The organism is Bifidobacterium biavatii DSM 23969, assembly GCF_000741165.1.
Lineage (GTDB): Bacteria > Actinomycetota > Actinomycetes > Actinomycetales > Bifidobacteriaceae > Bifidobacterium > Bifidobacterium biavatii.
Genome location: NZ_JGYN01000020.1, coordinates 43,468 through 66,575 on the forward strand (window position 1 = coordinate 43,468; position 23,108 = coordinate 66,575).

Below are 23,108 nucleotides of genomic sequence, written 5' to 3' on the forward strand. Positions count from 1 at the left end.
CGATCAGTGGAAGAAGTGGCGGGTGCCGGTCAGGTACATGGTCACGCCGGCCTGCTTCGCGGCCTCGATGACCTCCTCGTCGCGGATGGAACCACCAGGCTGGACGATCGCCTTCACGCCGGCCTTGATAAGGATTTCAGCGCCGTCGGCGAACGGGAAGAACGCGTCGGACGCGGCCACGGAACCGGACGCGCGGTCCGCACCGTCCGCCAGCGTGTTGGCGCGTTCCACGGCCAAGTTGCAGGAGTCGACGCGGTTGACCTGGCCCATGCCGATGCCGACCGTCGCCTGATCATGCGCAAGCAGGATCGCGTTCGACTTGACGCAGCGAATCGCGCGCCATGCGAACAGCAGGTCATTGAGCGTCGCTGCATCGGCCGGTTCTCCGGACACAAGCTTCCAGCCGTTCGGATCGTCGCCCGGAGCGTCGATGAGATCGGTCGTCTGTACGAGCAGGCCGCCGTCGATCTGGCGGAACTGCTCATGGCCCTTCGGCGGCTCGGCCACCTTGAGGATGCGCAGGTTCTTCTTCTTGGTCTGCAGCAGTTCGAGAGCCTCCGGATCGTAGGCGGGGGCCACGATGACCTCGGTGAAGATCGGACGCACGCTCTCCGCCATCTCAAGGGTGACGGTGGTGTTGCACGCGATCACGCCACCGTACGCGCTCATCGGATCGCAGGCATGGGCCTTTTTGTGCGCTTCCGCGGCGGTAGCGCCGATGGCCAGGCCGCATGGATTGTTGTGCTTGACGACGGCGACGGCGATCTGCGGGGCGAAGTCCCACACGGCGCGCCACGCGGCGTCGGCGTCCACATAGTTGTTGTAACTCATCGGCTTGCCGCCCAGCTGCTCGGCATGGGCGAAACCGTCGCGGTGCAACGGGTCGATGTACAGCGCGGCCTGCTGATGCGGGTTCTCGCCATAGCGCAGCACGTGCGCGCGATCCCACGTGCGCGTGAACGCGGCGGGGAACTTAGCGTCGTCGACGGGGGCGTTCTGATCGTCATGGTCGGTTTCGTCGATGGTGTCGGGCTTCGGCCAGTGCTTCGACGTCCACTCGTTGATCGTCGCATCGTACGCGGCGGTGTGTGCGAACGCCTTGGCGGCGAGCCAGCGGCGTTCAGCAAGATCGAAGCCGCGGCCGTCGGCCACGCGCTCGGCGACCAGCGCATAGTCGGCCGGATCGGTGACGATGGCGACGGTGGCGCTGTTCTTGGCCGCGCCGCGAACCATGGACGGGCCTCCGATGTCAATCTTTTCGATCGTCGCAGCCTCATCCGCACCGGAACGCACGGTGTCGGCGAACGGGTAGAGGTTGACGACCACTAGGTCGAACGGCTTGATGCCGAGCTCTTCGAGCTGCGCGACGTGGTCGGGGTTGGTCATGTCGGCGAGGATACCCGCGTGGATATGCGGATCCAGCGTCTTGACACGGCCGTCGAGGCTTTCCGGGAAACCGGTGACCGAGGAGACTTCGGTCACGTTCACGCCGAGTTCGGCGAGCTTCTTCGCCGTGGATCCAGTGGACACCACTTCGACGCCGGCCTTGATGAAGGCCTGGGCGAGGACTTCGATGCCTTCCTTATGGAAGACGGATACCAGCGCCCGTCGTATTGGTCGGTTCGTGTTCGTCATCCTGTTCCTCCTTGGATGCTGGGGTTGTGGATTCCTGTTGTAGCCCGGTTGCGGGCACGTCTTGCGTCGCCGTTGCGGCCGTATCTGCACGGGGATCGTCAGTGTCGGACGCGCCGCGCCCGCGAACCCGTCGTGAGGCCCAGCGTATCCCGAAAACGGCCGCGACACCAACCAGCGACAGCAGCCATGCGGCAAGCAGCCCCAATGCGGTGGGACGGCCGACCGATTGCGTGGATTGAATCGCGTCGACGCCCATATGGGCGAGCCTGTCCTTGCCTATTCCTCCGTTCGAAACAACGAACAACAGTGAGGACGCAACGGACAGCAGCGCGCAGGAAATGCAGAATCCTCCCGCGGGATAGGCGAATGACATCACCAGTTCGGCGTCAGGCTGACTGTTCGCGCCGCCAACGCGCATCGCGAATCCACGCTTCGACCACATCGCGATCATGCCGACCAGAAGGCCGCAAGCCAACGGAATCGACACAAGTACGGCGCGGATCATCTGATCCCCCACCGCTTCGGGCAGCAGGCCGAACACCGGGATCGACGGCAGTGCTGTGGATTGGCCGATCCACAGCGTGAACGAGCCGAGATCCCCAATGGAGAATCCAGCGCCGAACAGCCAGGAAACGGCCCAAATACACAGATTCGGCAGCCACGCCATGCAGGCGACGGTCGTCAGGATACGCGAGCCGGTTCCCATCGCGAGCAGATCGAACAGCTTCGCCATGGCGGCGTGATTGCGCGCCGCCCACACGATCACCGTGATCAGGCCGGCCGACAGATAGCACAGTATCAGCAGCACAGCCGTCATCACGCCTGTACGAATCGTGGCACGCAGCCGCTGCGCGATCGACGCTCTAATCCACTGCGCGATTTTCGCGACCGTCAACGATACCGGCACGGCAGCCGACAGATATCCGATGGAAAACACAAGGGCACCTTTGCCCAGCGTCACCAACAGATCATCATGCAGTTCGACGCTTGTGCCACCGCGGAACAGCCCATCCAGCATCAACCATGCGATAAGACCGCCGACGTATCCCGGCGCGTCGCACGACATTCGCTGGGCGAACGCGCGCACCAGCGCGATCAGTAGCATGGTCAGCAGCAGCGGGATGAGCGTGAGCCGAACCGGGCCGACCGTGAAACCGGAGCCCTGGCTGAGCAACACCACGGCCGCCGTCAGCGACAGGGCATGGGAGGACAGGTTATCTCCGCCCTCCTCCATGGAGATGACCAACAGCATGAGGGCCATGAAGCAGCCGAGGGCGATGGCGAACACAGCCATCGCCGCGGCCGCGGTTCCCACACCCCTCAGCAGAGATTTCAGGCGTGCGATCATATCAGCGAGTGTTCGGCAAGCACCTCGCGCATGATATCGGCGGTCTGCCCCGGCGTCTTGCCGACACGGATGCCGACGGCCTCCAACGCTTCCTTCTTGTCCTTGGCCGTGCCCTTGCCGCCGGAAACGATGGCGCCGGCGTGTCCCATCTGCTTGCCTTCGGGAGCGGTGAAGCCGGCAATGTAGGCGACAACAGGCTTGGTCATGTGTTCGGCCGCCCACTGCGCGGCGTCCTGCTCGGCGGTGCCGCCGATCTCGCCGATCATGACGACGGCCTTGGTGGCCTCGTCCGCCTCGAACGCCTGCAGCGCCTCAAGCAGCGTGGTGCCGACGATCGGATCGCCGCCGGCGCCAAGGCATGCGGTGAAGCCGACGTCGGACAGCTCGCCCATCAGCTGATACGTCAGCGTGCCGGACTTGGACACGAGGCCGAGCGGGCCGCGGGAGACGATGCCGTCCGGGATGATGCCGAGGTTCACGCCGCGGGATTCCGGCGTGGAGGGCAGCGTCATCAGGCCCGGGCAGTTCGGGCCAACGATACGCACGCCCTTGCGCAGGGCGAGTTCAACGCAGTAGGCACTGTCCGCCACCGGAATGCCCTCGGTGATAACGACGATGAGTTCGATGCCGGCCTCGACAGCCTCGACGACGGCGCCCTTGGCGAATTTCGGCGGCACGAACACGACGCTAGCCTTGGCGCCGGTCTTTTCGCGCGCTTCGGCGCAGGTGGCGAACACCGGCACGTGCGCGTCGGAGCCGTCCACGTTCGCACCCGGGAAGTCGATGACCGTACCGGCCTTGCGCGGATTGGTGCCACCAACGATGTTGGTGCCGGCTTTGAGCATGCGGGCGGTGTGGGTCATGCCCTGATGGCCGGTCATGCCCTGGACGATGACCGGTGCTCCGTCTTCGATGAACAGTACCATCAGTTGTTCTCCTTTGCGTCCGCGGCGAAGCGTGCGGCCTTTTGCGCCGCTTCCTCCATGGTCTTAGCAACGTGCAGGTTCGGATTCTCCGCCTGGGCAAGGATGCTCAGGCCCTCCGCCGCCGCATTGCCGTCGAAGCGCACGACGATCGGCTTGGCGGCGTTGAGCTTGTCGAGCGCTTCGAGAATACCCTTGGCGACCTGCTCGCAGGAGGTGATGCCGCCGTACACGTTGACGAACACGGACTCGACCTGCGGATCGGACAGCACGATTTCGAGGCTGTCGCACATCACGGCCGCGGACGCACCGCCGCCGATGTCAAGGAAGTTGGCAGGTTTGATGCCAGTGCCCTGTTCCTCGCCAGCACCAGAGACAGCGTCAAGCGAACTCATCACCAGGCCGGCACCGTTGCCGATCACGCCGACCTCGCCGTGTAGATGCACGTAGTGGAGGCCGTGTTCGCGGGCCTTGGTCTCGTACGGATCGGCTTCGATGCTGTCGGCGAAGCGCGTCCAGCCGTCATGGCGGAAGGCGGCGTTGTCGTCAAGCGAGATTTTCGCGTCGAGCGCGCACAGCGACTTTGAGGATTCGTCGTCCGGATCACCGATCTTGGCGAGCGGGTTGATCTCCACGAGCGTGGCGTCGTTGTCCTTGAAGCAACGCCACATCTTGAGCAGAATGTCGGCAGCCTGATGCACGTCCGCATGGTAGAAACCGATGCTGTTGGACATGTCCACCGCCGCGGCCTCGTCGAAGTCGCCCAGCGCGTCGATGTGCAGGCGCTTGACCGCCTCCGGGTGTTCGCGGGCGATTTCCTCGACCTCGGTGCCGCCGTTGGCGGTGGCCAACACATCATAGTCGCGGGAGGTGCGATCGACGGAAATGGACACGTAGTACTCGTGCAGGATGTTCTTCGCCTCGGCGACCAGCACGCCGTTCACCTTGTGGCCGTGGATGGTCATCGGCAGGATGCTTTCGGCGAGCAGGATCGCCTCGTCGCGGTTGTGCGCGAGCTTGACGCCGCCGGCCTGTCCGCGATGGCCGATCTTGACCTGGGCCTTGATGACGCACGGATAGCCGAGCTTGTCGGCCGCCTCGGCGACTTCGTGCGAATTCTGGGCGAAAATCGCCTTCGGCGCGGGAATGTTCTGCTCTTCGAGCAATTCCCTTGCCTGATATTCATACAAATCCATGATATGCGTTCCTATCCTCTTGGAGGCCGTTCGATGTGGCTCCGGTCCAGATTTCAGCGGCCGGTCACGCCGGCATAGTGACCAGCGTGCTGCTGGGTACGTCCCCGAGCGGCGCAAGGCCGTTGAGACCGATGAGCTCCATCACAAAGCTGAATCCCGCGACCTCGCCGCCGGCGCGGCGAATGAGATCGGCCGCAGCCTTGGCGGTGCCGCCCGTGGCGATCAGGTCATCGACGATGAGCACGCGCTCTCCCGGCTGAACCATGTTCGCTTCGATTTCGATGCTTGCGGTGCCGTATTCGAGATCATACGATTCACCGATCGTCTCCGGAGGCAATTTGCCCGCTTTGCGGACTGCGATGAATCCCTTGCCGAGACGCGCCGCCAGCGCGGGGCCGAACAGGAATCCTCGAGCTTCCAGACCGGCGATTGCGTCGAACGAGTCCGCAGGAACCGGCAGTGCGGCTTCGAGGGCGTCAAGCATGAGGCCCAGCGCCTTCGGATCGGCAAGCACCGGCATGAAGTCACGGAAGTTGATGCCCGCCTTGGGGAAGCCTTCCACGGAACGGATGCGGGAGATGAGATAGTCCGCGTTGTCCTGACCGATTTCGGCCAGACGAGCGATGGTGATATCGGATTGCGACATGGTCTGCGCCTGCCTTATCTTGCTGTTGCTGTATTGGGGTCACGTTGCACGACGAATATCAGTGCGTGGTCGAGAGAGCGCACATTGTCGCCGAGAGCGTTCTGCGGTCAGTCCGCGTTCTCGCCAGTCTCGGCCACAGCGGTACCGGTCGCCGCCGCGGTGACGGCAGTTTCCACCGGCACCTGCGCCTTGTCGGCATCATCCTGCGGCAGCGGGTTGCCGTTTTCGTCGACCTCATCGTCGCTCACATACGCGGGACGCACGTACTCGCGGCTGATGGCGTTGAATCCGAAACGCAGCTTGGAGCCTTCGGAGTCAATGACGATTTCCTCGTACTGTGCGTCGACGGAGACGACCTTGCCAATCACTCCGCCGATGGTGATGATCTCGGTGCCAGGCTGCAGGTTGGCGCGGAAGTCCTGCTTCTCCTGCTGCTGCTTCTTGGCCTTCTTGGACTGCCACCACATGAGGGCGATCATGAAGACCAGGAAAACGATCATGATGAGATTCATGGACTCTGCGGGCAAAACGGTACTCCTAACGGTTATGAACAATGCTGGCACTAGCGCGCATCAGCATTCGGTCGTATGTCCAAGGCCAAAAGTTTAGAATAGCTTGCTGACATCATCCTTGGGCACCAAGCCCAAATGAGACCATGCCTTTTCGGTGGCGACGCGACCCTTGGGCGTGCGGATCAGGAATCCTTCGCGCACCAAATACGGCTCACAGACGGTCTCGACAGTTTCGGATTCCTCACCCACCATCGCCGAAAGCGTGTTCAAACCTACCGGTCCCCCGTTGAACTGGCTGACGATGGCGTTGAGCACGGCGATATCCAGCCGGTCCAATCCTTCCGCGTCGATCTGGTAGAGCGACAGCGCCTCCTTGACGTCGGCGGGGCCGACCACATCCAGATCGTGGACAATGGCCCAGTCGCGCACCCGTCGCAGCAGACGATTGGCGATGCGCGGCGTTCCCCGGGATCGCACGGCCATCTCATGTGCCGACTCCTCCCCCAGATTCACACCAAGCACCACGGCGGAACGTTCAATAAGCTTCTCCAGCTCCTCATGCGGGTAGAAATCCAGATGCGCGGTGAAGCCGAACCGGGCGCGCAGCGGCGAAGGCAGCATGCCCTCGCGCGTAGTGGCGCCGATGACGGTGAAGCGCGGCAGAGTGAGCGGGATCGACGTGGCTCCCGGTCCCTTGCCGACCATCACGTCGACACGAAAATCCTCCATCGCGATGTAGAGCAGCTCTTCGGCAGCCCTCGGCAGACGATGAATCTCGTCAATGAAAAGCACCTCACCGGAATCCAAGGAGCTCAGGATCGACGCGAGATCGCCGGCGTGCTGGATGGCCGGGCCGGAAGTCACGCGGATCGGCACATTCAGCTCATTGGCAACAATCATCGCCAACGTGGTCTTGCCAAGTCCGGGAGGACCGGCGAGCAGAATGTGATCCGGCGGCACGTCACGCTTGCGCGCCGCGTCAAGGAACAGCTGCAGTTGCGCCTTGAGCAGCGGCTGGCCGATGAAGCCCTCCAACGCGTGCGGGCGCAGTTCCTCGTCGCTAACCGGCTCGTTGCCGATCGGGGCGGCGGACACCATGCGCAGAGATTCCTCCTTTGCGCCGGTGTTGGTTTGGGCATCGTATTCCATATGGCGGTCACCTTCCACGGTCAAGGGAGGTCAGGGCAAGCTTGAGCACGCGGGGCACGTCGTCTTCGGATAGCGGCATGTCCACGCCGTTATCCCGGCAGGCGTTCTCGACCGCCGTCTGCGCGTCGTTCTGACGCCATCCGAGCGACATCAGCCCCTCCACCACCTGCAGCATATTGGCGTCAGAGCGGGACGCACGCGACGACGTGCCGGAACCGGACTCGATCGCGTCGAGATCGATGGAGCCCTTGAGTTCAAGAATGATCTTTTGGGCGCCTTTTTTGCCTAATCCCGGAGCCTTGGCCAGCGCCGTGGCGTCGCCGTCGGCAACCGCCCGAGCCAGTCGATCCGGCGGCAGCGTGGACAACAGCGACAACGCGACTTTCGGCCCGATGCCGCTGACTTTCTGCAGCTGCAGGAACATGCGCTTGGATGCCGGCGAGAGAAAACCGAACAGCGTGATGGCATCCTGGGAAACGTTCAGCGACGTGTAGACGCGCGTCTCCTGCCCCGCATGCAACGAGGCAAGATCCGCGGACGGCATGCGCGTCTCGTAGCCAACCCCAGACACTTCGATCAGGGCGTGGTCGGCGTTCACCTCCGCGACGCGTCCGTTGAGCATTCCGATCATGGCAATCCCCTATCGTTCACTATAGAACATCTGTTCGATAGTCTATATGGGGGACTCGACCGGCAGTCGTCACATGCCACGGTCCGCGTTGCGGCGCGTGCGTTTGGCCGATTGCTGCGCGGCCTGAGCCCACTGCCGCTGAGCGGGGGTCAGGTGCTGCTCCCGCTCTCCGCCCTGCAATGCGCCGGCGGGACGCAGCGCATGGCAGATAGCGATAGCCAATGCGTCGGCGGCGTCGGCGGGTGTTGGCGGTTCGTTGAGCCCGAGGATGCGGGCAACCATGCGCTCCATTTGCGGTTTGAGCGCATGTCCGTTGCCGGTGATCGCCAGCTTTGATTCGGTCGGCGTATGCAGGGCCACAGGAATGCCACGCTGGGCGGCGGCGAGCATGGCCATGCCGGCCGCCTGCGCGGTGCCGAGCACCGTGTTGCGGTTCTCCTGCGCAAACACGCGTTCGATGGACACTGTGTCGGGGGCGAATCGGTCAAGCTTGGCCGCAAGCCCGTTGTAGATCGCCAGCAGTCGCAGATCCTGCGACGTGTCGGGAGACGAGCGGACGACATCGACGTGAACAAAAGAAAGCCGGCGGTGTGCGCCGGCTTCGATCACGCCGACCCCGCAGCGTGTAAGCCCGGGGTCAACGCCAAGAATGATCACGTGAGGATTACTCCTCGTCGAGCTGGGCCATGACCTCGTCGGAGGCGGTCCAGTTGGAGTAGATGTTCTGCACGTCGTCCAGGTCGTCGAGGTTGTCGATGAGCTTGGACACCTTGCGGGCGTCCTCGAGGCTCAGCTCGACCTCGTTCTTCGGGCGCATCACCATATCGGCGGAATCGTAATCGAATCCGGCGTCCTGCAGGCTCTTGCGGACGGTATGCAGGTCGGACGGATCGGTGACCACGGTGAACACGTCGCCGTCGTCGATCACGTCCTCGGCACCGGCGTCGCCGGCCTTCTCGAACAGGTCGTCGAAGTCGACGCCCTCGCTCGGGACCTCAATCTGGCCCTTGCGCTCGAAGTTGAAGGACACGGAGCCGGAGGTGGCCAGCGAGCCGTTGCCCTTGGTCAGGGTGGAACGCACTTCGGCGGCCGCACGGTTGCGGTTGTCGGTCAGGCACTCGATGATGAGGCCGACGCCAGCGGGGGCGTAGCCCTCGTAAACGATGTCCTCGTAGTTGGCGCCGCCGGCTTCCTCACCGGAGCCGCGCTTGACGGCGCGCTTAATGTTGTCGGCCGGCATGGAGGCCTTCTTGGCCTTGTAGATGGCGTCGTACAGGGACGGGTTGCCGTCCGGATCGCCACCGCCCATACGGGCCGCGATCTCGATGTTCTTGATGAGCTTGGCGAACAGCTTGCCGCGCTTGGCGTCGATGGCGGCCTTCTTGTGCTTGGTGGTCGCCCACTTGGAATGACCTGACATAATGCTCCTAGCAGATCTACGAATAAAACTGGCAAACGTGATAAGTTTAGAGCGCTTTGCAGACAACTGCCAGCGGCGTCGGCAAAGCGCCGGACACAGGTGTTCCGTGGAACGCACTCACGCGCGCTCCACGGAACACCTCGGCAATGGTTTAAATCAGTCCTCGGCCGGAGCGGACACGGCGGCCTTGAAGTCGTCCACGGAGTTGACCTGGACACGCTTCTTGATCACATCGAGGATCTGCTCGCGCGCCTGGTCGACCGGCACACCGTTGAGCTGGCTGCCGTCGCGGAAGCGGAAGCTGACCGCGTTGTTCTTCATGTCCTCTTCGCCGACGATGAGAATGAACGGCGTCTTGGACTTGGAGGCGTTGCGGATCTTCTTGCCGAAGCGATCGTCGGAGTAGTCGATCTCGCAGCGGACCATCTCGTCCTCGAGGCTCTTGACGAAGCCGGCCAGATGCGGTGCGAACTCGTCGGCGACCGGGATGCCGAGCACCTGCACCGGGGCGAGCCACACCGGGAACGCGCCCGCGTAGTGCTCGAGCAGCACGGCGAAGAAGCGTTCGATGGAGCCGAACAGCGCGCGGTGGATCATCACCGGGCGCTGGTGCGTGCCGTCGGCCGCAATGTACTCGAGCTGGAAGCGCTCGGGCAGGTTGAAATCGAGCTGAATGGTCGAGACCTGCCAGGTGCGGCCGATCGCGTCGCGGGCCTGCACGGAGATCTTCGGGCCGTAGAACGCGGCGCCGCCCGGATCGGCCACGAGGTTGAGGCCAGAGTCCTTGGCGACCTCGGCGAGCGTGTTGGTCGCCTCCTCCCAGATCTCGTCGCTGCCGACGTACTTGTTCGGATCCTTGGTAGACAGCTCGAGGTAGAAGTCGTCCAGACCGAAGTCGCGCAGCACCTTGAGCACGAAGGTGAGCAGGTTGGTCAGCTCGCCCTTCATCTGCTCGCGCGTGCAGTAGATGTGGGAGTCGTCCTGCGTGAGGCCGCGCACGCGGGTCAAGCCATGGACCTCGCCGGACTTCTCGTAGCGGTAGACAGTGCCAAACTCGAACAGGCGCAGCGGCAGCTCCTTGTAGGAGCGCTGGCGGGACTTGAAGATGAGGTTGTGCATCGGGCAATTCATCGGCTTGAGGTAGTAGTCGAAGCCCTGCTTGGTGATGTTGCCGTCCGCGTCACGTTCCTCGTCCAGGCGCATGGCCGGGTACATGGAGTCCTTGTACCAGTGCAGGTGGCCAGAGGTCTCGTACAGGCCGCCCTTGGTGATGTGCGGGGTCTGCACGAAGCTGTAGTGGTACTTGCGGTGCATTTCGCGGGAGTAGTCCTCCATCGCGTTGATGACCGCAGCGCCCTTCGGATGGAACACGGCGAGGCCCGGTCCGATCTCCTCCGGGAAGGAGAACAGGTCCATTTCAGCGCCGAGCTTGCGGTGGTCGCGCTTGGCGGCCTCCTCGAGGCGGGTCTGATAGGCCTTGAGGTCTTCCTTGGTAGCCCACGCGGTGCCGTAGATGCGCTGCATGGTCGGGTTCTTCTCGCTACCGCGCCAGTAGGCCGCGGCGGAGCGCTCGATCTTGAACGCCTTGATGAAGTGCGTGTTCGGCAGGTGCGGCCCGCGGCACAGGTCCTTCCACACGACGTTGCCGTCGCGGTCGACGTTGTCGTAGAAGCTGAGCTCCTTGCCGGAGATCTCGGTGGCGGTGGACGGGTCGAGGTGCGCTTCCTTGTCCTGGATCAGCTCGATCTTGAACGGCTGGTCGGCTTCTTCCTTGAGCGCCTCCTCCTCGGTGACGACGCGGCGGCGGAAGGACTGCGCGGACTTGATGATCCGCTGCATGTGCTTCTCGATGTTCTTCAGATCGTCCGGCGTGAACGGCTGGTCGACCTGGAAGTCGTAGTAGAAGCCGTCCTTGATGATCGGGCCGACGCCGAGTTTGGCGTTCGGGAACAGTTCCTGCACGGCCTGGGCCATGACGTGCGTCGCCGAATGACGCATGATGCCGAGACCGTCCTCGCTGTCGAGCGCGACGGATTCGACCTCGTCGCCGTCGGAGAGCGGCGTGTACAGATCACGCAGTTCGCCGTTGAGACGGACCGCGATGATGTTCTTGTCGTCCGCGAACAGTTCGGTGCCGGTGGTAGTAGCTTCCACCTCCTTCGCTTCGCCGTTGACTGTAATGGAGATGGTAGCTTGCGCCATGATTTGTCCTTTGCTATCGGGGCCCGCGTTACCAATGGGCAGGCCTGGACTGGTTAATCAACATGGGACACGATAGGATCGAGCGCCGACATTGGCCGTGAACGCTCTCACGACGTGTCGGAAACACAAAAGGCTCCCGAATGGGAGCCTTTCAACCGGAGCGGACAACGGGACTCGGACCCGCGGTCTCAACCTTGGCAAGGTTGCGCTTTACCAACTAAGCTATGTCCGCGAAGGATTCCGCCGTGAGAAGCGGATTCCAGTGGAGCTAAGGGGATTCGAACCCCTGACCCTCTCCATGCCATGGAGATGCGCTACCAGCTGCGCTATAGCCCCGAAACACTGGCGTGTTCGTGGGTGATGTAGGAATCGAACCTACGACCCCTTCCGTGTGAAGGAAGTGCGCTAGCCGCTGCGCCAATCACCCGAACCTATGAAATTATGAATGCCAAGCACTCGTGGGCGATACAAGATTCGAACTTGTGACCCCTTCCGTGTCAGGGAAGTGCGCTACCTCTGCGCCAACCGCCCGGGTCTTACGCAACCGACCGGATCACTCCGGCCGACTGAGAGGTGGGTACGAGAGTCGAACTCGTCTATACGGCTTTGCAGGCCGCTGCCTAACCGCTTGGCTAACCCACCGCAAAGGTCGTCAACTCATCGGACCTTAGAGCGGACAACGGGACTCGAACCCGCGGTCTCAACCTTGGCAAGGTTGCGCTTTACCAACTAAGCTATGTCCGCGATGCTTCCCAGCGGCTTGCCGCCGCTTGAGCACGAGTGATTACTATACACGGATTCGAAGCTCGCGCAAACCTCGGCGTGTCGCACTGGTTCGACACCGTGCGCCACACCCCTCAATACGCCTCCGGCATAAGGAATTCCAAGGGGTTTCGAACCGGTTACATTAGAAGGCATGAAGGAAGAAGCTACGCCGAACGGCATGGTGATGATCGCCGCGTTCGAGGGATGGAACGATGCCTGCCAGGCCGCGACGAACGTCATCCGCCACCTGACCGCCGTCTACGAATCGCACGAGATCCGCCGCATCGGCTGCGACGGGTTCTACGACTATCAGCAGACGCGCCCGATCGTCTGCCACGCAACGGGCCGTCGGCGCATCGTCTGGCCACAGACCGCCTTCTACGACATCGAGATCGCCCCCGGACGTCACGTGATCGCGCAGCTTGCGCCCGAACCAAACTATCGCTGGCGTGAATACTGCGCCGAATCGCTGCGTATCGCCGACGAACTGGACGTGACGCATGTCGTCACGCTCGGTTCGATGTTCGCTGACTGCCCGCACACGCGACCGCTGCCAATAGACGTGAACTGCGAAAGCGCCGACGTCGATCCGGACCAGCGGTACAGCGGTCCGGTCGGTATCCCCACTATTCTTGACGACATCGCCGCGAAGGACGGATTCAACACGACGACGATGTGGGTGTCGATTCCCCAGTACTTGGGCGACGGCGACTGCGCGCAGGCCACGCTGGAACTGCTTGACCGCTGCTCCGATTTGCTGGGTGTCCGTCTCGACGTCGGAGATCTTCCGCACAAGGCCGAGGAGTGGAAGGCTGACGCCGAGATGCTGGTACGATGCAACGACGCGCTCGGCGACTACGTCCGCCATCTTGAAGCCAAATACGACAGGCACGACAAAGCCCGCCGAGAGGCATCCCTCGGCGGGCCACAATGCGAACAGCTGGTGCGAGAGGCTGAGGCATTTCTCAAAAACCTCGACTGACACTCCCAGCTGGCTTGTATTTGGTGCGGTTCAATCCGTCCATACCGGTCAAGCCGTGACGGCAAGCGCGGCCGCAGCGGCGGTCGTCGCCTCGAGCGGTTGCAGCACGCCGGTGATGAGCAGCAGGGCCACGATGACGGCGAGCGCGATGCGGTAGATCGCGAACGCCTTGTAGGAGAACGTGGAGACGAATTTCAGGAAGCCGATGATCACGATGTATCCGACGACGAAGGAGACGATGGTCGCGGCGATCGTCGGACCCCAGCCGGGGAACGGCGTGCCGGCGAGGTCGCCGGCGGCGTAGTCCTTGACGGCGGAGACGGCTTCGAGCAGGCCGGCGCCGAACACGGCGGGAATAGCCATCAGGAAGGCGACGCGCACGGCGGCTTCGCGAGTGTAGCCCATGGCGCGGCCGAAGGTGATGGTGCCGCCGGAACGGGAGACGCCCGGGATGAGCGCGAGCATCTGGCCGATGCCGAAGATGAGCGCCTCCTTGGCGTTCATGTCTTCGATGCGCTTGATCTGGCGGGCACGGTCGTCGACGATCCACAGCAGCACGCCAAAGATGAAGAGCACGGCGACGGTGATCCACAGGTTGCGCAGCGTCGATTCGATGGCGTGCTTGAATGCGAGGCCGGCGATGACGATCGGCAGCGTGCCGAGGATGATGTACCAGCCGAGCAGCGCGTCCTTGTCGCCTTGGCCCATGCGGTGCTTCCAGTCCTTGCCGTTGTGGCCGAACAGGCAGCCGAACCAGTGGCTCAGGATGCGGATAATGTCGTGGCGGAAGTACAGCAGCACGGCCAGTTCGGTGCCGATCTGGATGATGGCGGTGAATGCGGCGCCCGGGTCGGAGCCGATCATCAGGTCGCCGATGATGCGGATGTGCGCGCTGGACGATACGGGCAGGTATTCGGTCAATGCCTGTACGAGGCCCAGTATGATCGCCTGAAAGAAATTCATGATCCCCTCTTGATTCCGGTCATGTTTTCGTTTGCATCGACCAACGTTACTCACGGGTCTCTAAGAATGGGCACAGCCGGCGCATTGTCGCGTCAAATGCCCACAATCGGGATGGTATTGTCGGCGCTCCGCGAGGAGGGATTGGAGGAAGTATGGCAACGTATCGCAAGTCGCGCATGTGGGCTCCGGAGGGGTTCTTCGAATGCGAGGGCCGTGGCCTCGAATGGCTTGGCGAGGCGCATGCGTTGGGCGGCCCGCGCGTGGTGGACGTGTATGGCTGGGGCAAGGATTATTTGGACATCGAACGGGTGAACGCGTGTTCGCCGACCCCGAAGGCGGCGCACGAGTTCGGAGCCGCGCTGGCGCACATGCATGATGCGGGTGCCCCGCATTTCGGCTCGGCTCCCGCCGGCTATGAGGGCACGTGCTATTTCGGCCCGCTGCAGGATCCTGTGCCGATGGCGACCGGCGCGTGGGATGACGCGGCGACGTATTACGCGGAAGGCCGTCTGCTGCCGATGGTCGAGCTAGGCATTGCCCGCGGTGAGCTGACAAAGGCCGATCTGGAGCTGACGCAGCACGTGATCGACGCTCTGCCCGATCTGCTGGGGCGTGCCGCGTCTGATAAGCCGGCCCGCGTACATGGCGATCTGTGGAGCGGCAATGTGATGTGGAGCGCAGATTCCGGCCAGTGCGAGGCGGTGCTGATCGACCCGGCGGCGCACGGGGGCCACCGCGAGGAGGATCTGGCGATGCTGCACCTGTTCGGCATGAGCTATCTGACCGAGATTCTGGACGGATACCAGTCGGTGCATCCGCTCAAGGCCGGCTGGCAGGAGCGCACAACGCTGTGGCAGCTCTACCCGATTGCCGGGCACTGCGTGTTCTTCGGCGGCGGCTATGTGAGCGAATACCGCGCCATGTGCCGTTCGCTGCTCAAATAATCGTTGGGACCTGAAAACCGGTCAAAAACGACGAGACGGTCGCTTTCTCGCGTTTCACGATGACGGTTTGCCCCGCACCATGGGCACATTTTGAGCCCGCATTGCCGCGATTCCCATAATTTTGAGCGATATCCGAAGATAATAGAAAAGCCGCTCAGCCTTACTCCCGTAAGGCAAAGCGGCTATTTTTTCAGTAATTGATTAGCTCAGTGCGTCCTTCAATTTGCTGAAGAATCCTTTGCGCGCGCCGGCCGAGGCCGGCTTGGAGCCCTGCGCCACATGGGAGGCATCACTGTCGTGGCTGTCGGAGAACTCCTGGATGAGCTTGCGCTCATGCTCGCTGAGCTTGGTGGGCACGCGGACGGCGATGTGGGCGATGAGGTCGCCGCGCTCGCCCTGCTGGCGCATGCGCGAGACGCCGAGACCCTTGAGCGTGACCGTGTCCTCCTGCTGGCAGCCTTCGGGAATGGTCACCGTCTTCGCCCCATCGAACGTGTCGATGTCGACGTCGTGGCCAAGCACGGCCCAGCTCATTGGCACCTGAATCCAGCAGTGCAGATCGTCGCCGTCACGGGTGAATTGCTTGTCGGGCTTGACGCGCACGTCGATGTACAGGTCGCCGGCGGTGCCGCCGCCTTCGCCGACCTCGCCCTGTCCAGCCAGACGCAGGCGGGCGTTGTCGGAGATGCCCGCGGGGATGGTCACGCCCACCGAGCGCGTGGTGCGCACGCGGCCGTGGCCAAGGCAGGACGGGCACGGGTTTTCGATGATCGTGCCGTGTCCCTCGCAGCGTTCGCACGGCGCGGAGGTCATCATCTGGCCGAGCATGGTGCGCACGACCTTCTGAACGAAGCCCTGTCCGTGGCACTGGGGGCAGGTGACGGGCTGGGAGCCGTTCTGTGCGCCGGATCCGCCGCACTCCTGACACAGGCCGAACGTGTTGATCTTGACATGCGCGGTACCACCGAACACGGCGGTTTTCAAATCGATGGAGGTCGAGGCGAGCGCGTCGCGACCGGGCTGGGTGCGCGGTGTCGGCCCCTGCGAGCCTCCGAACGCGCCGCCGAAGAACTGGCCGAAGATGTCGCCCATGTCCCCCATGCCAGAGAACCCGCCAGGGAAGCCGCCCGCACCCGCGTTCGGGTTGTTCGGGTCGACGCCGGAATCGTACATGCGGCGCTTGTCCGGGTCGCTGAGCACTTCGTAGGCGTTGTTGACTTCCTTGAACTTGTCCTCGAACTCGGGTCCGGCGATGTCGGGATGGTATTTGCGGCTCATCTTGCGATAGGCCTTCTTGATCTCTTCCTCGCTCGCCGTGCGCTCGATGCCGAGCACCTCGTAGTAGTCTGCCACTGTCCGTCCTTTATTGTTGTTGGTCGCGTGTCATTGTGCCATAAGCCGGGGTCAGTCCCCGATCGGGCCGCCGTCAGCCGCTAGCGAGGCAGTCAGATAGCGGGCGACGGCCCTCACTGCCGCGATGGTCGCGGCGTAGTCCATGTGCGTCGGTCCTATCGATCCGACGAAGGCGAGCGGTTCGGCGAGTCCCGTCGAATCCGCATTCGCCGCGTCCGTGACCGCCGTGCGCGCATCTCCGGTTTTGCCGGGTTCGTCGGCGTTGCTTCCCGTCGTCTCGGCATCCGCCGTCGCGGTCCGGCCGTAGCCGCTGGTCACCACGGAGGCGTGCATGAGCCCGGGCGTGTGCGTTTCCGATCCGATGGCCACACCGACACCGTCCGGACCTGGTTCTTCGCTGAGCGTGCTCATCAACCGCATGATCACGACTTGTTCCTCAAGCGCGTCGAACAGCGGGGCCAGATCGGCGGGCGTGCGCTGGTGCGCGAGCTTGGACGCGCCGGCAACGTACATTTCGTTGGCGCGCTCATCGTCAGCCATCGTCGAGAACGCGGCGGCCAGCGATTCGCCGACGGACGACGCCGCACGCCACGCTGGATCGGCCGTGATCGCATGGAGCCGATCGACGGCGGCAGCGAAAGACAGGCCGGAGCACTGCTGGTTGACGACGTCGCAGAAACGTGACAGATCGTCGGCAGCAGGCATCGGACGCACGGCGAGCGTATGCTGCGCAACGCGTCCCGTATCGGTGATCACGACGGCGAGCAGCACGCTTGCGCCGACCGGCACGATTTCGACGTGCCGGAGCGTCGCCTTGGACAATGCCGGCGACGCGACGACGGCGACCTGACCGGTAATCTGCGAGAGCAGCCGGGCCGCACGCTGCAGCGTGTCCTGCAGGCTGACCGAGCCGGACAAGAACGTGGCGATGCCGCTGCGCTGCGCCGGCGAGAGTGGCATGACCGTCGCCAGACGGTCAACGAAATACCGGTACCCCTTTTCGGTGGGGATGCGGCCGGCGGATGTGTGCGGCTGGATCAGGTAGCCTTCGTCCTCCAGTGCGGCCATGTCGTTGCGCACGGTGGCGGAGCTTACGCCCAGATCGTGGGCCTTGGTCAGCGAGGTCGATCCGACGGGTTCCTGGGAGCGGATGTAGTCCTCCACGACGGCGCGCAGCACCAGCATGCGACGCGATTGCGTCATGACGCGCCTCCTTATATATGCATGATGCGGATATGTTCCGCTTCGTTCATATTGTATTAGCACTCCCGCGTGTCGAGTGCTAACGCGTTCGTTCTGGGAGTATTTTCAAATAGCCTTGCCCGCGATGTCCCGCGTTATCCCGCCGTTGTCCTGACATTCACACAACGTACCATCCACGTTCATTGTGAACGCTAACAGCACACAAACTCACAAAACACGCCAAAAACCACACCGCTTAGTCGGTTCGCACGGTTATTATGTAAGGGCAATGTGAGGGCATGCATGGCATGGCATAAGCCATGCGCGTGGTGTCCGAAGTATTGGAAGGAAAACTACAGACATGACCGAATTCAAGGAAACCGAACTGGACGAGCGCGCCATCAAGATGGCCAAGGTCCTTTCGGCTGATGCGGTCGAGAACGCAGGAAGCGGCCACCCCGGTTCCCCGGTCTCGCTGGCGCCGATCGCCTACACTCTCTACCAGCACTTCATCAAGCATGATCCGAACGACCCCAAGTGGGAAGGCCGCGATCGCTTCATCCTTTCCGGTGGCCACGCCTCCCTCACCCAGTACGTCCAGCTGTACTTCTCCGGCTACGGTCTGACCCTGGACGACCTCAAGCACTTCCGCGGCGGCGCCGACACCCGCACCCCGGGCCACCCGGAGTACGGCCTGACCCCGGGCATCGAAATGACCACCGGCCCGCTGGGCCAGGGCTTCGCCTCTGCTATCGGCTTCGCCTACGGCGAGCGTTTCCAGCGCGGCCTGCTTGATCCGGAGACCCCGAAGGAAGATTCTCCGTTCTACCACAAGATCTGGGTCATCTGCGGCGAAGGCGACATCGAGGAAGGCATCTCCGGCGAGGCCGCCTCGCTGGCCGCCAACCAGAAGCTCGGCAACATCACCGTGATCTTCGATGCCAACCGCATCCAGATCGAAGGCGACACCAACCTGGTGCTGGCCGAGGACGTGCTCAAGCGCTTCCAGGCCTACGGCTGGTACACCGACGAGTTCAGCTTCATCCAGCCCGACGGCTCCTACAAGGAGGACGTCGAGGGCCTGGCCGACGTGATCGCCAAGGCCGAGGCCGCGGCTCCGGACCAGCCGAAGCTCATCAAGGTCGACACCCTCATCGCGTGGCCGACCCCGGGCAAGACCAACGACCCGTCCTCCCACGGCTCCAAGCTGGGCGCCGAGGCCGTCGCCGGCCTCAAGAAGCTGCTCGGCTACGATCCGGAGCAGTCCTTCCAGGTCGACGAGGAAGCTCTCGCCCATGCCCGCAAGGTTGCCGAGCGCGGCCTCGAGGCCCACAAGGCTTGGGATGAGAAGTTCGAGGCTTGGCGCAAGGCCAACCCGGACAAGGCTGCCCTGTACGAGCGTCTGAAGGCCGGCGAGCTGCCAGAAGGCTTCGACAAGGCTCTCGACGATCTTGAGGCCACCTTCGAGGTCGGCAAGGGCGTCGCCACCCGTGGCGCCTCGGGCTCCGTCCTCAACGCCATCGCGGCCGTCATGCCGGAACTGTGGGGCGGCTCCGCCGACCTCGGCGGCTCCAACAAGACCGACCTCAAGGGTGCCGCCACCTTCGCCCCGGCGGAGTGCGCCACCAAGCAGTGGCCGGTGTGCAACGAGTTCGGCCGTCAGCTGCACTTCGGCGTGCGTGAGTTCACCATGGGCTGCATCACCAACGGCATCCTGCTGGGCTCCTACACCCGTCCGTTCGGCGGCACCTTCTTCATGTTCTCCGACTACGAGCGTTCCGCCGTCCGTCTGGCCGCCCTCATGGAGATCCCGAACCTGTACATCTGGTCCCACGACTCCGTCGCCGTCGGCGAGGATGGCCCGACCCACCAGCCGATCGAGCACCTGGCCTCCTTCCGCGCGATCCCGCAGCTCGAGGTCGTCCGCCCGGCCGACGCCTTCGAGACCGCCGAGGCCTACCGTTACTTCTTCGAGAAGAAGAACACGCTGCCGACCGCGATGGTCCTGACCCGTCAGGGCGTGCCGACCCTCGCCGAGACCGCTGCCAAGGCCAAGGACGGCGTCAAGAAGGGCGCCTACGTGCTCGTTGACACCGAGGGCACCCCGGACGTCATCATCATGGCCTCCGGCTCTGAGGTCCAGTGGGCTGTGGCCGCCGCCAAGACCCTGGCTGAGAAGGGCGTCAAGGCCCGCGTGGTCTCCTTCCCGTCCATGGAGTGGTTCGAGGAGCAGGACGCCGAGTACAAGGAGGCCGTGCTTCCGGCTTCCGTCAAGGCCCGCGTCTCCGTCGAGGCCGGTGTGGCCATGCCGTGGTACAAGTACCTCGGCACCTACGGCAAGCCGGTGTCCATCGAGCAGTTCGGCCTGCAGGGTAACGGCGCTCAGAACATGATCGACCTCGGCATCACCGCCGAGCACGTGGTCGAAGCCGCCGAGGCGTCCATCGCCGAGGCCAACGCCTGATCCATCAGGCGAAACGGGAGGGGCTCGCGCCCGCTCGCAGCCCCTCCCCTACCAAAAAATTTGATCCAACAGGTATCAAGGAGAAAAACAACAATGACTGAAGCAACTCAGCGTACGTCCGACAACGGCGTTTCCATCTGGCTGGACGACCTGTCCCGTTCCCGCATCGAGTCCGGCTCCCTGCAGGATCTCATCGCCAACAAGAACGTTGTCGGTGTGACCACCAACCCGTCCATCTTCCAGAAGGCCCTGAGCCAGGTCGGCCCGTACGACGAGCAGCTCAAGGAGCTCGGCAAGGTCGACGTTGAGACCGCCATCCGCGAGCTCACCACCACCGACGTGCGCAACGCCACCGACATCTTCCGCGAGATCGCCGAGAAGACCGACTTCGTCGACGGCCGCGTCTCCATCGAGGTGGATCCGCGCCTCGCCCACGAGACCGAGGCCACCGAGAAGCAGGCCGTCGAGCTGTGGGAGAAGGTCAACCGCCCGAACGCGATGATCAAGATTCCGGCGACCCTCGAGGGCCTGCCGGCCATTACCGCCACCCTGGCCAAGGGCATCTCCGTCAACGTCACCCTGATCTTCTCGCTCGAGCGCTACGAGCAGGTCATCGACGCCTACATCGAGGGCATCGCCCAGGCCGCCGCCAACGGCCACGACCTCAAGCACATCGGCTCCGTCGCCTCCTTCTTCGTCTCCCGCGTGGACACCGCGGTCGACAAGAAGCTCGAGGAGATCGGCACCGACGAGGCCAAGGCCCTCGAGGGCAAGGCCGCCGTCGCCAACGCTCGCCTCGCCTACGAACTCTTCGAGAAGAAGTTCGCCGAGGATCCGCGCTGGGCCGATCTGGCCGCCAAGGGCGCCAAGGTCCAGCGTCCGCTGTGGGCCTCCACCGGCACCAAGAACCCGGCCTACTCCGACTGCAAGTACGTTGACGAGCTCGTTGCCAAGCACATCGTCAACACCATGCCGGAGAAGACCCTGAACGCTCTGGCCGACCACGGCAACGGCGCTCCGTCCATCGAGGGCACCTACGAGGAGTCCCACGCCATCATCAACAAGCTCGCCGAGCTCGGCATCGACTTCAAGGCCGTCACCGACAAGCTTGAGGCCGACGGCGTGGCCGCCTTCATCAAGTCCTGGGATTCGGTCATCGCCGACGTGCAGTCCGGCATCGACCGCGTCAACGGCTGATTGCGTTCTTCGGCCCATCGGCTGAACTGAACTAAGCGAACGGGCTTCCGATCACACGATCGGAAGCCCGTTTTCTTATTCCCGTCCGTCCGGTATGGTGTTTCCTTGCGCGACCATGCACAGCAAGCCGTCCACGGAAAGGGAATCATGCAACTGACCGCACGCCAGCGTCTACTCATGACGTTCACGTTCTTCTCGATGTTCTTCGGCGCGGGCAACCTGATCTTCCCGCCGTTCGTCGGCGCACAGGCCGGTGCGGCGACGCCCGCGGCCGCCACCGGATTCATTGTGTCGGCCGTAGGCCTGCCGATTCTCGGCGTGCTGGCCGTCACGTTCGCCGGCGGCTTCGACCGGCTGGCCGGCCGCGTCTCCCCTCGTTTCGCGGCCTTGATGGGGCTTGCGATCATCCTGACCATCGGTCCGTGCTTCGCGATCCCGCGCACGGCGACCACGTCGTTCGAAATGATGGTCACCCCGTTCGTCGCCGATGCCGGCAGCTCCGCCGGCCGTACGCTTGCCCAGCTGGCGTATTCCCTGACGTTCTTTGCGCTGGCGTTCGTGTTCGCGCAGCATCCAGAACGACTGTCGAAGGTGCTTGGCCGGTTCATGGGACCGATCCTGCTCGCGCTCATCGCCGTGCTGTTCGTTGCCTGTCTCGTGCACGGCGTCGGCACGCCGGCGGCTCCGTCCGGAGACTACGCCGTGAACCAGACAGCCCGGGGCTTTCTGGACGGCTATCAGACGATGGATCTGCTCGCCGCACTGTATTTCGGCATCGTGATCTCGGCCAACGTGCGCGCGCAGGGCGTCGCAGATGAGGCGCAGGTGCGTCGCGAAACCGCGTTCGCCGGTCTCGGCACCGGCGTGCTGCTAGTCGTCGTCTATGGCGTGCTCAGCTACGTGGGCGTCGTGTCGGGCGCGTTCGCACGCATCGATCCGCGGACGGACACGGGTGCGACGGTGCTCACCAATCTCACGTCGTCGCTGTTCGGCCATGTCGGCACCGCGTTTCTGGGCGTCGTGTTCGTCATCGCCTGCCTGAACGTGTGCACCGGGCTGATCTGCACCTGCGCGACGTATTTCCACGAGCGGTTCCCGATCGTTGCGGGCCGTGCGGTGAGCTATCGCACGTGGCAGGCCGTCTTCACCGTGTTCAGTTTCAACGTGTCGAACGCGGGTCTGAGCGCGATCATCAAGGTGTCCGTGCCGGTGCTCGCCGCACTGTATCCGATCGCGATCGTGCTAGTGCTGCTGTCGCTCGCGCATCGCGCGTTCGGAGCGCGGTTCGGCCGCGTGTACGGCTGGACCGTGCTGCTGGTCGCGATCTCCTCATTCGCGACGTGCGTGGCCAGTCTGGCCGTCGTGTTCGGCGGGTCGGTTCCGTGGCTGGAGACCGTGCTCGCGTTGCTGCCGTTGCAGCGATATCAGCTCGGCTGGGTCGCGCCGGCCGCTATCGGCGTCGCCATCGGCGTCGTCGATTCGCTGCTGCGCGGATCGCGGCCGCGAGCGTGACGTGACGGGATGTGCGCGACGTCAGGGATGGCCAGTAACGAGCGCAATCCGTACACTCGTTACTCGCACTCGCCCAGCGATCAC

General features: G+C 63.6%; 19 protein-coding genes and 6 tRNA genes. 5 read left to right on the forward strand and 20 right to left on the reverse strand.

The annotated features are described in order from the left end of the window. Positions 1-3 precede the first annotated feature (3 nt). The 17 genes from purH to BBIA_RS07605 all read right to left on the reverse strand — a co-directional run bounded on the left by purH (position 4) and on the right by BBIA_RS07605 (position 12,406). Positions 4-1,635 carry a bifunctional phosphoribosylaminoimidazolecarboxamide formyltransferase/IMP cyclohydrolase gene (purH, locus tag BBIA_RS07525; RefSeq protein WP_033492226.1) on the reverse strand — a complete coding sequence of 544 codons (1,632 nt, stop codon included), beginning with the start codon at positions 1,633-1,635 and terminating at the stop codon, positions 4-6. Then, positions 1,583-2,983 carry a cell division protein PerM gene (locus BBIA_RS07530; protein ID WP_033492224.1) on the reverse strand — a complete coding sequence of 467 codons (1,401 nt, stop codon included), beginning with the start codon at positions 2,981-2,983 and terminating at the stop codon, positions 1,583-1,585. Before BBIA_RS07530 ends, purH begins: the two co-directional genes overlap by 53 nt. Next, positions 2,980-3,909, reverse strand: a complete 930-nt coding sequence (gene sucD, locus BBIA_RS07535; protein ID WP_033492223.1) for a succinate--CoA ligase subunit alpha — start codon at positions 3,907-3,909, stop codon at positions 2,980-2,982. Before sucD ends, BBIA_RS07530 begins: the two co-directional genes overlap by 4 nt. After that, the gene (sucC, locus tag BBIA_RS07540) at positions 3,909-5,102 is read right to left on the reverse strand and encodes an ADP-forming succinate--CoA ligase subunit beta (RefSeq protein ID WP_033492220.1); all 1,194 of its coding nucleotides are present in this window, start codon (positions 5,100-5,102) and stop codon (positions 3,909-3,911) included. Before sucC ends, sucD begins: the two co-directional genes overlap by 1 nt. 64 nt (positions 5,103-5,166) lie before the next feature. Continuing rightward, positions 5,167-5,748, reverse strand: a complete 582-nt coding sequence (locus tag BBIA_RS07545; RefSeq protein ID WP_033492218.1) for an adenine phosphoribosyltransferase — start codon at positions 5,746-5,748, stop codon at positions 5,167-5,169. 107 nt (positions 5,749-5,855) lie between these two features. Next, positions 5,856-6,248, reverse strand: coding sequence for a preprotein translocase subunit YajC (locus BBIA_RS07550; RefSeq protein ID WP_420796692.1), 393 nt, complete (start codon positions 6,246-6,248; stop codon positions 5,856-5,858). Positions 6,249-6,353: 105 nt separating this feature from the next. Beyond that, complete coding sequence (ruvB, locus tag BBIA_RS07555) at positions 6,354-7,409, reverse strand: Holliday junction branch migration DNA helicase RuvB (RefSeq protein WP_033492214.1); 1,056 nt, start codon at positions 7,407-7,409, stop codon at positions 6,354-6,356. A gap of 7 nt (positions 7,410-7,416) precedes the next feature. Further along, positions 7,417-8,040 carry a Holliday junction branch migration protein RuvA gene (gene ruvA, locus BBIA_RS07560; RefSeq protein ID WP_033492212.1) on the reverse strand — a complete coding sequence of 208 codons (624 nt, stop codon included), beginning with the start codon at positions 8,038-8,040 and terminating at the stop codon, positions 7,417-7,419. A gap of 69 nt (positions 8,041-8,109) precedes the next feature. Then, positions 8,110-8,697, reverse strand: coding sequence for a crossover junction endodeoxyribonuclease RuvC (gene ruvC / locus BBIA_RS07565; RefSeq protein ID WP_033492210.1), 588 nt, complete (start codon positions 8,695-8,697; stop codon positions 8,110-8,112). A 7-nt stretch (positions 8,698-8,704) separates the two neighbouring features. Further along, positions 8,705-9,460 (reverse strand): YebC/PmpR family DNA-binding transcriptional regulator, encoded by a 756-nt coding sequence (locus BBIA_RS07570; RefSeq protein ID WP_033492208.1) that lies wholly within the window; start codon positions 9,458-9,460, stop codon positions 8,705-8,707. A gap of 156 nt (positions 9,461-9,616) precedes the next feature. Then, positions 9,617-11,662 (reverse strand): threonine--tRNA ligase, encoded by a 2,046-nt coding sequence (thrS, locus tag BBIA_RS07575; protein ID WP_033492206.1) that lies wholly within the window; start codon positions 11,660-11,662, stop codon positions 9,617-9,619. Positions 11,663-11,821: 159 nt separating this feature from the next. Further along, a tRNA-Gly gene (locus tag BBIA_RS07580) sits at positions 11,822-11,894 on the reverse strand. A gap of 31 nt (positions 11,895-11,925) precedes the next feature. Further along, positions 11,926-11,998: transfer RNA gene (locus BBIA_RS07585), tRNA-Ala, on the reverse strand. 18 nt (positions 11,999-12,016) lie between these two features. After that, positions 12,017-12,089, reverse strand: a tRNA-Val gene (locus BBIA_RS07590). A gap of 32 nt (positions 12,090-12,121) precedes the next feature. Continuing rightward, a tRNA-Val gene (locus BBIA_RS07595) sits at positions 12,122-12,193 on the reverse strand. Positions 12,194-12,233: 40 nt separating this feature from the next. Further along, positions 12,234-12,304, reverse strand: a tRNA-Cys gene (locus tag BBIA_RS07600). Between the two features lie 29 nt (positions 12,305-12,333). Further along, positions 12,334-12,406, reverse strand: a tRNA-Gly gene (locus BBIA_RS07605). Between the two features lie 172 nt (positions 12,407-12,578). Between BBIA_RS07605 and BBIA_RS07610 the strand changes: the two genes are divergently transcribed. Continuing rightward, positions 12,579-13,409 (forward strand): PAC2 family protein, encoded by an 831-nt coding sequence (locus BBIA_RS07610; RefSeq protein ID WP_033492204.1) that lies wholly within the window; start codon positions 12,579-12,581, stop codon positions 13,407-13,409. A 48-nt stretch (positions 13,410-13,457) separates the two neighbouring features. Here BBIA_RS07610 and uppP read toward each other — a convergent pair whose 3' ends face one another. Further along, entirely contained in the window at positions 13,458-14,372 is a 915-nt protein-coding gene (gene uppP / locus BBIA_RS07615) for an undecaprenyl-diphosphatase UppP (protein ID WP_033492202.1), read from the reverse strand. Positions 14,373-14,524: 152 nt separating this feature from the next. On the opposite strand from uppP, the gene BBIA_RS07620 reads away from it, so the two are divergent. Continuing rightward, positions 14,525-15,316, forward strand: coding sequence for a fructosamine kinase family protein (locus BBIA_RS07620; protein ID WP_033492200.1), 792 nt, complete (start codon positions 14,525-14,527; stop codon positions 15,314-15,316). A 201-nt stretch (positions 15,317-15,517) separates the two neighbouring features. On the opposite strand, the gene dnaJ is transcribed toward BBIA_RS07620, so the two are convergent. After that, the gene (gene dnaJ, locus BBIA_RS07625) at positions 15,518-16,669 is read right to left on the reverse strand and encodes a molecular chaperone DnaJ (RefSeq protein ID WP_033492198.1); all 1,152 of its coding nucleotides are present in this window, start codon (positions 16,667-16,669) and stop codon (positions 15,518-15,520) included. Positions 16,670-16,720: 51 nt separating this feature from the next. Continuing rightward, entirely contained in the window at positions 16,721-17,872 is a 1,152-nt protein-coding gene (hrcA, locus tag BBIA_RS07630) for a heat-inducible transcriptional repressor HrcA (protein WP_033492196.1), read from the reverse strand. A gap of 340 nt (positions 17,873-18,212) precedes the next feature. Here hrcA and tkt point away from each other — a divergent pair, with 340 nt between their 5' ends. The 3 genes from tkt to brnQ all read left to right on the forward strand — a co-directional run bounded on the left by tkt (position 18,213) and on the right by brnQ (position 23,024). Continuing rightward, positions 18,213-20,315 (forward strand): transketolase, encoded by a 2,103-nt coding sequence (gene tkt, locus BBIA_RS07635; RefSeq protein WP_033492194.1) that lies wholly within the window; start codon positions 18,213-18,215, stop codon positions 20,313-20,315. Between the two features lie 93 nt (positions 20,316-20,408). Continuing rightward, positions 20,409-21,512, forward strand: a complete 1,104-nt coding sequence (gene tal / locus BBIA_RS07640; protein WP_033492192.1) for a transaldolase — start codon at positions 20,409-20,411, stop codon at positions 21,510-21,512. A gap of 144 nt (positions 21,513-21,656) precedes the next feature. Beyond that, the gene (gene brnQ, locus BBIA_RS07645) at positions 21,657-23,024 is read left to right on the forward strand and encodes a branched-chain amino acid transport system II carrier protein (protein WP_033492298.1); all 1,368 of its coding nucleotides are present in this window, start codon (positions 21,657-21,659) and stop codon (positions 23,022-23,024) included. Positions 23,025-23,108 lie beyond the last annotated feature (84 nt).

Excerpts from the sequence above, each read along its gene's own strand:
- tkt (WP_033492194.1), top strand. The coding sequence starts at position 18,213 with ATGACCGAATTCAAGGAAACCGAACTGGACGAGCGCGCCATCAAGATG.
- uppP (WP_033492202.1), bottom strand. The coding sequence starts at position 14,372 with ATGAATTTCTTTCAGGCGATCATACTGGGCCTCGTACAGGCATTGACC.
- sucD (WP_033492223.1), bottom strand. The coding sequence starts at position 3,909 with ATGGTACTGTTCATCGAAGACGGAGCACCGGTCATCGTCCAGGGCATG.
- BBIA_RS07550 (WP_420796692.1), bottom strand. The coding sequence starts at position 6,248 with ATGATCGTTTTCCTGGTCTTCATGATCGCCCTCATGTGGTGGCAGTCC.
- BBIA_RS07620 (WP_033492200.1), top strand. The coding sequence starts at position 14,525 with ATGGCAACGTATCGCAAGTCGCGCATGTGGGCTCCGGAGGGGTTCTTC.
- ruvB (WP_033492214.1), bottom strand. The coding sequence starts at position 7,409 with ATGGAATACGATGCCCAAACCAACACCGGCGCAAAGGAGGAATCTCTG.
- BBIA_RS07545 (WP_033492218.1), bottom strand. The coding sequence starts at position 5,748 with ATGTCGCAATCCGATATCACCATCGCTCGTCTGGCCGAAATCGGTCAG.
- purH (WP_033492226.1), bottom strand. The coding sequence starts at position 1,635 with ATGACGAACACGAACCGACCAATACGACGGGCGCTGGTATCCGTCTTC.
- ruvA (WP_033492212.1), bottom strand. The coding sequence starts at position 8,040 with ATGATCGGAATGCTCAACGGACGCGTCGCGGAGGTGAACGCCGACCAC.
- BBIA_RS07570 (WP_033492208.1), bottom strand. The coding sequence starts at position 9,460 with ATGTCAGGTCATTCCAAGTGGGCGACCACCAAGCACAAGAAGGCCGCC.
- BBIA_RS07610 (WP_033492204.1), top strand. The coding sequence starts at position 12,579 with ATGAAGGAAGAAGCTACGCCGAACGGCATGGTGATGATCGCCGCGTTC.
- tal (WP_033492192.1), top strand. The coding sequence starts at position 20,409 with ATGACTGAAGCAACTCAGCGTACGTCCGACAACGGCGTTTCCATCTGG.
- BBIA_RS07530 (WP_033492224.1), bottom strand. The coding sequence starts at position 2,983 with ATGATCGCACGCCTGAAATCTCTGCTGAGGGGTGTGGGAACCGCGGCC.
- hrcA (WP_033492196.1), bottom strand. The coding sequence starts at position 17,872 with ATGACGCAATCGCGTCGCATGCTGGTGCTGCGCGCCGTCGTGGAGGAC.
- sucC (WP_033492220.1), bottom strand. The coding sequence starts at position 5,102 with ATGGATTTGTATGAATATCAGGCAAGGGAATTGCTCGAAGAGCAGAAC.
- thrS (WP_033492206.1), bottom strand. The coding sequence starts at position 11,662 with ATGGCGCAAGCTACCATCTCCATTACAGTCAACGGCGAAGCGAAGGAG.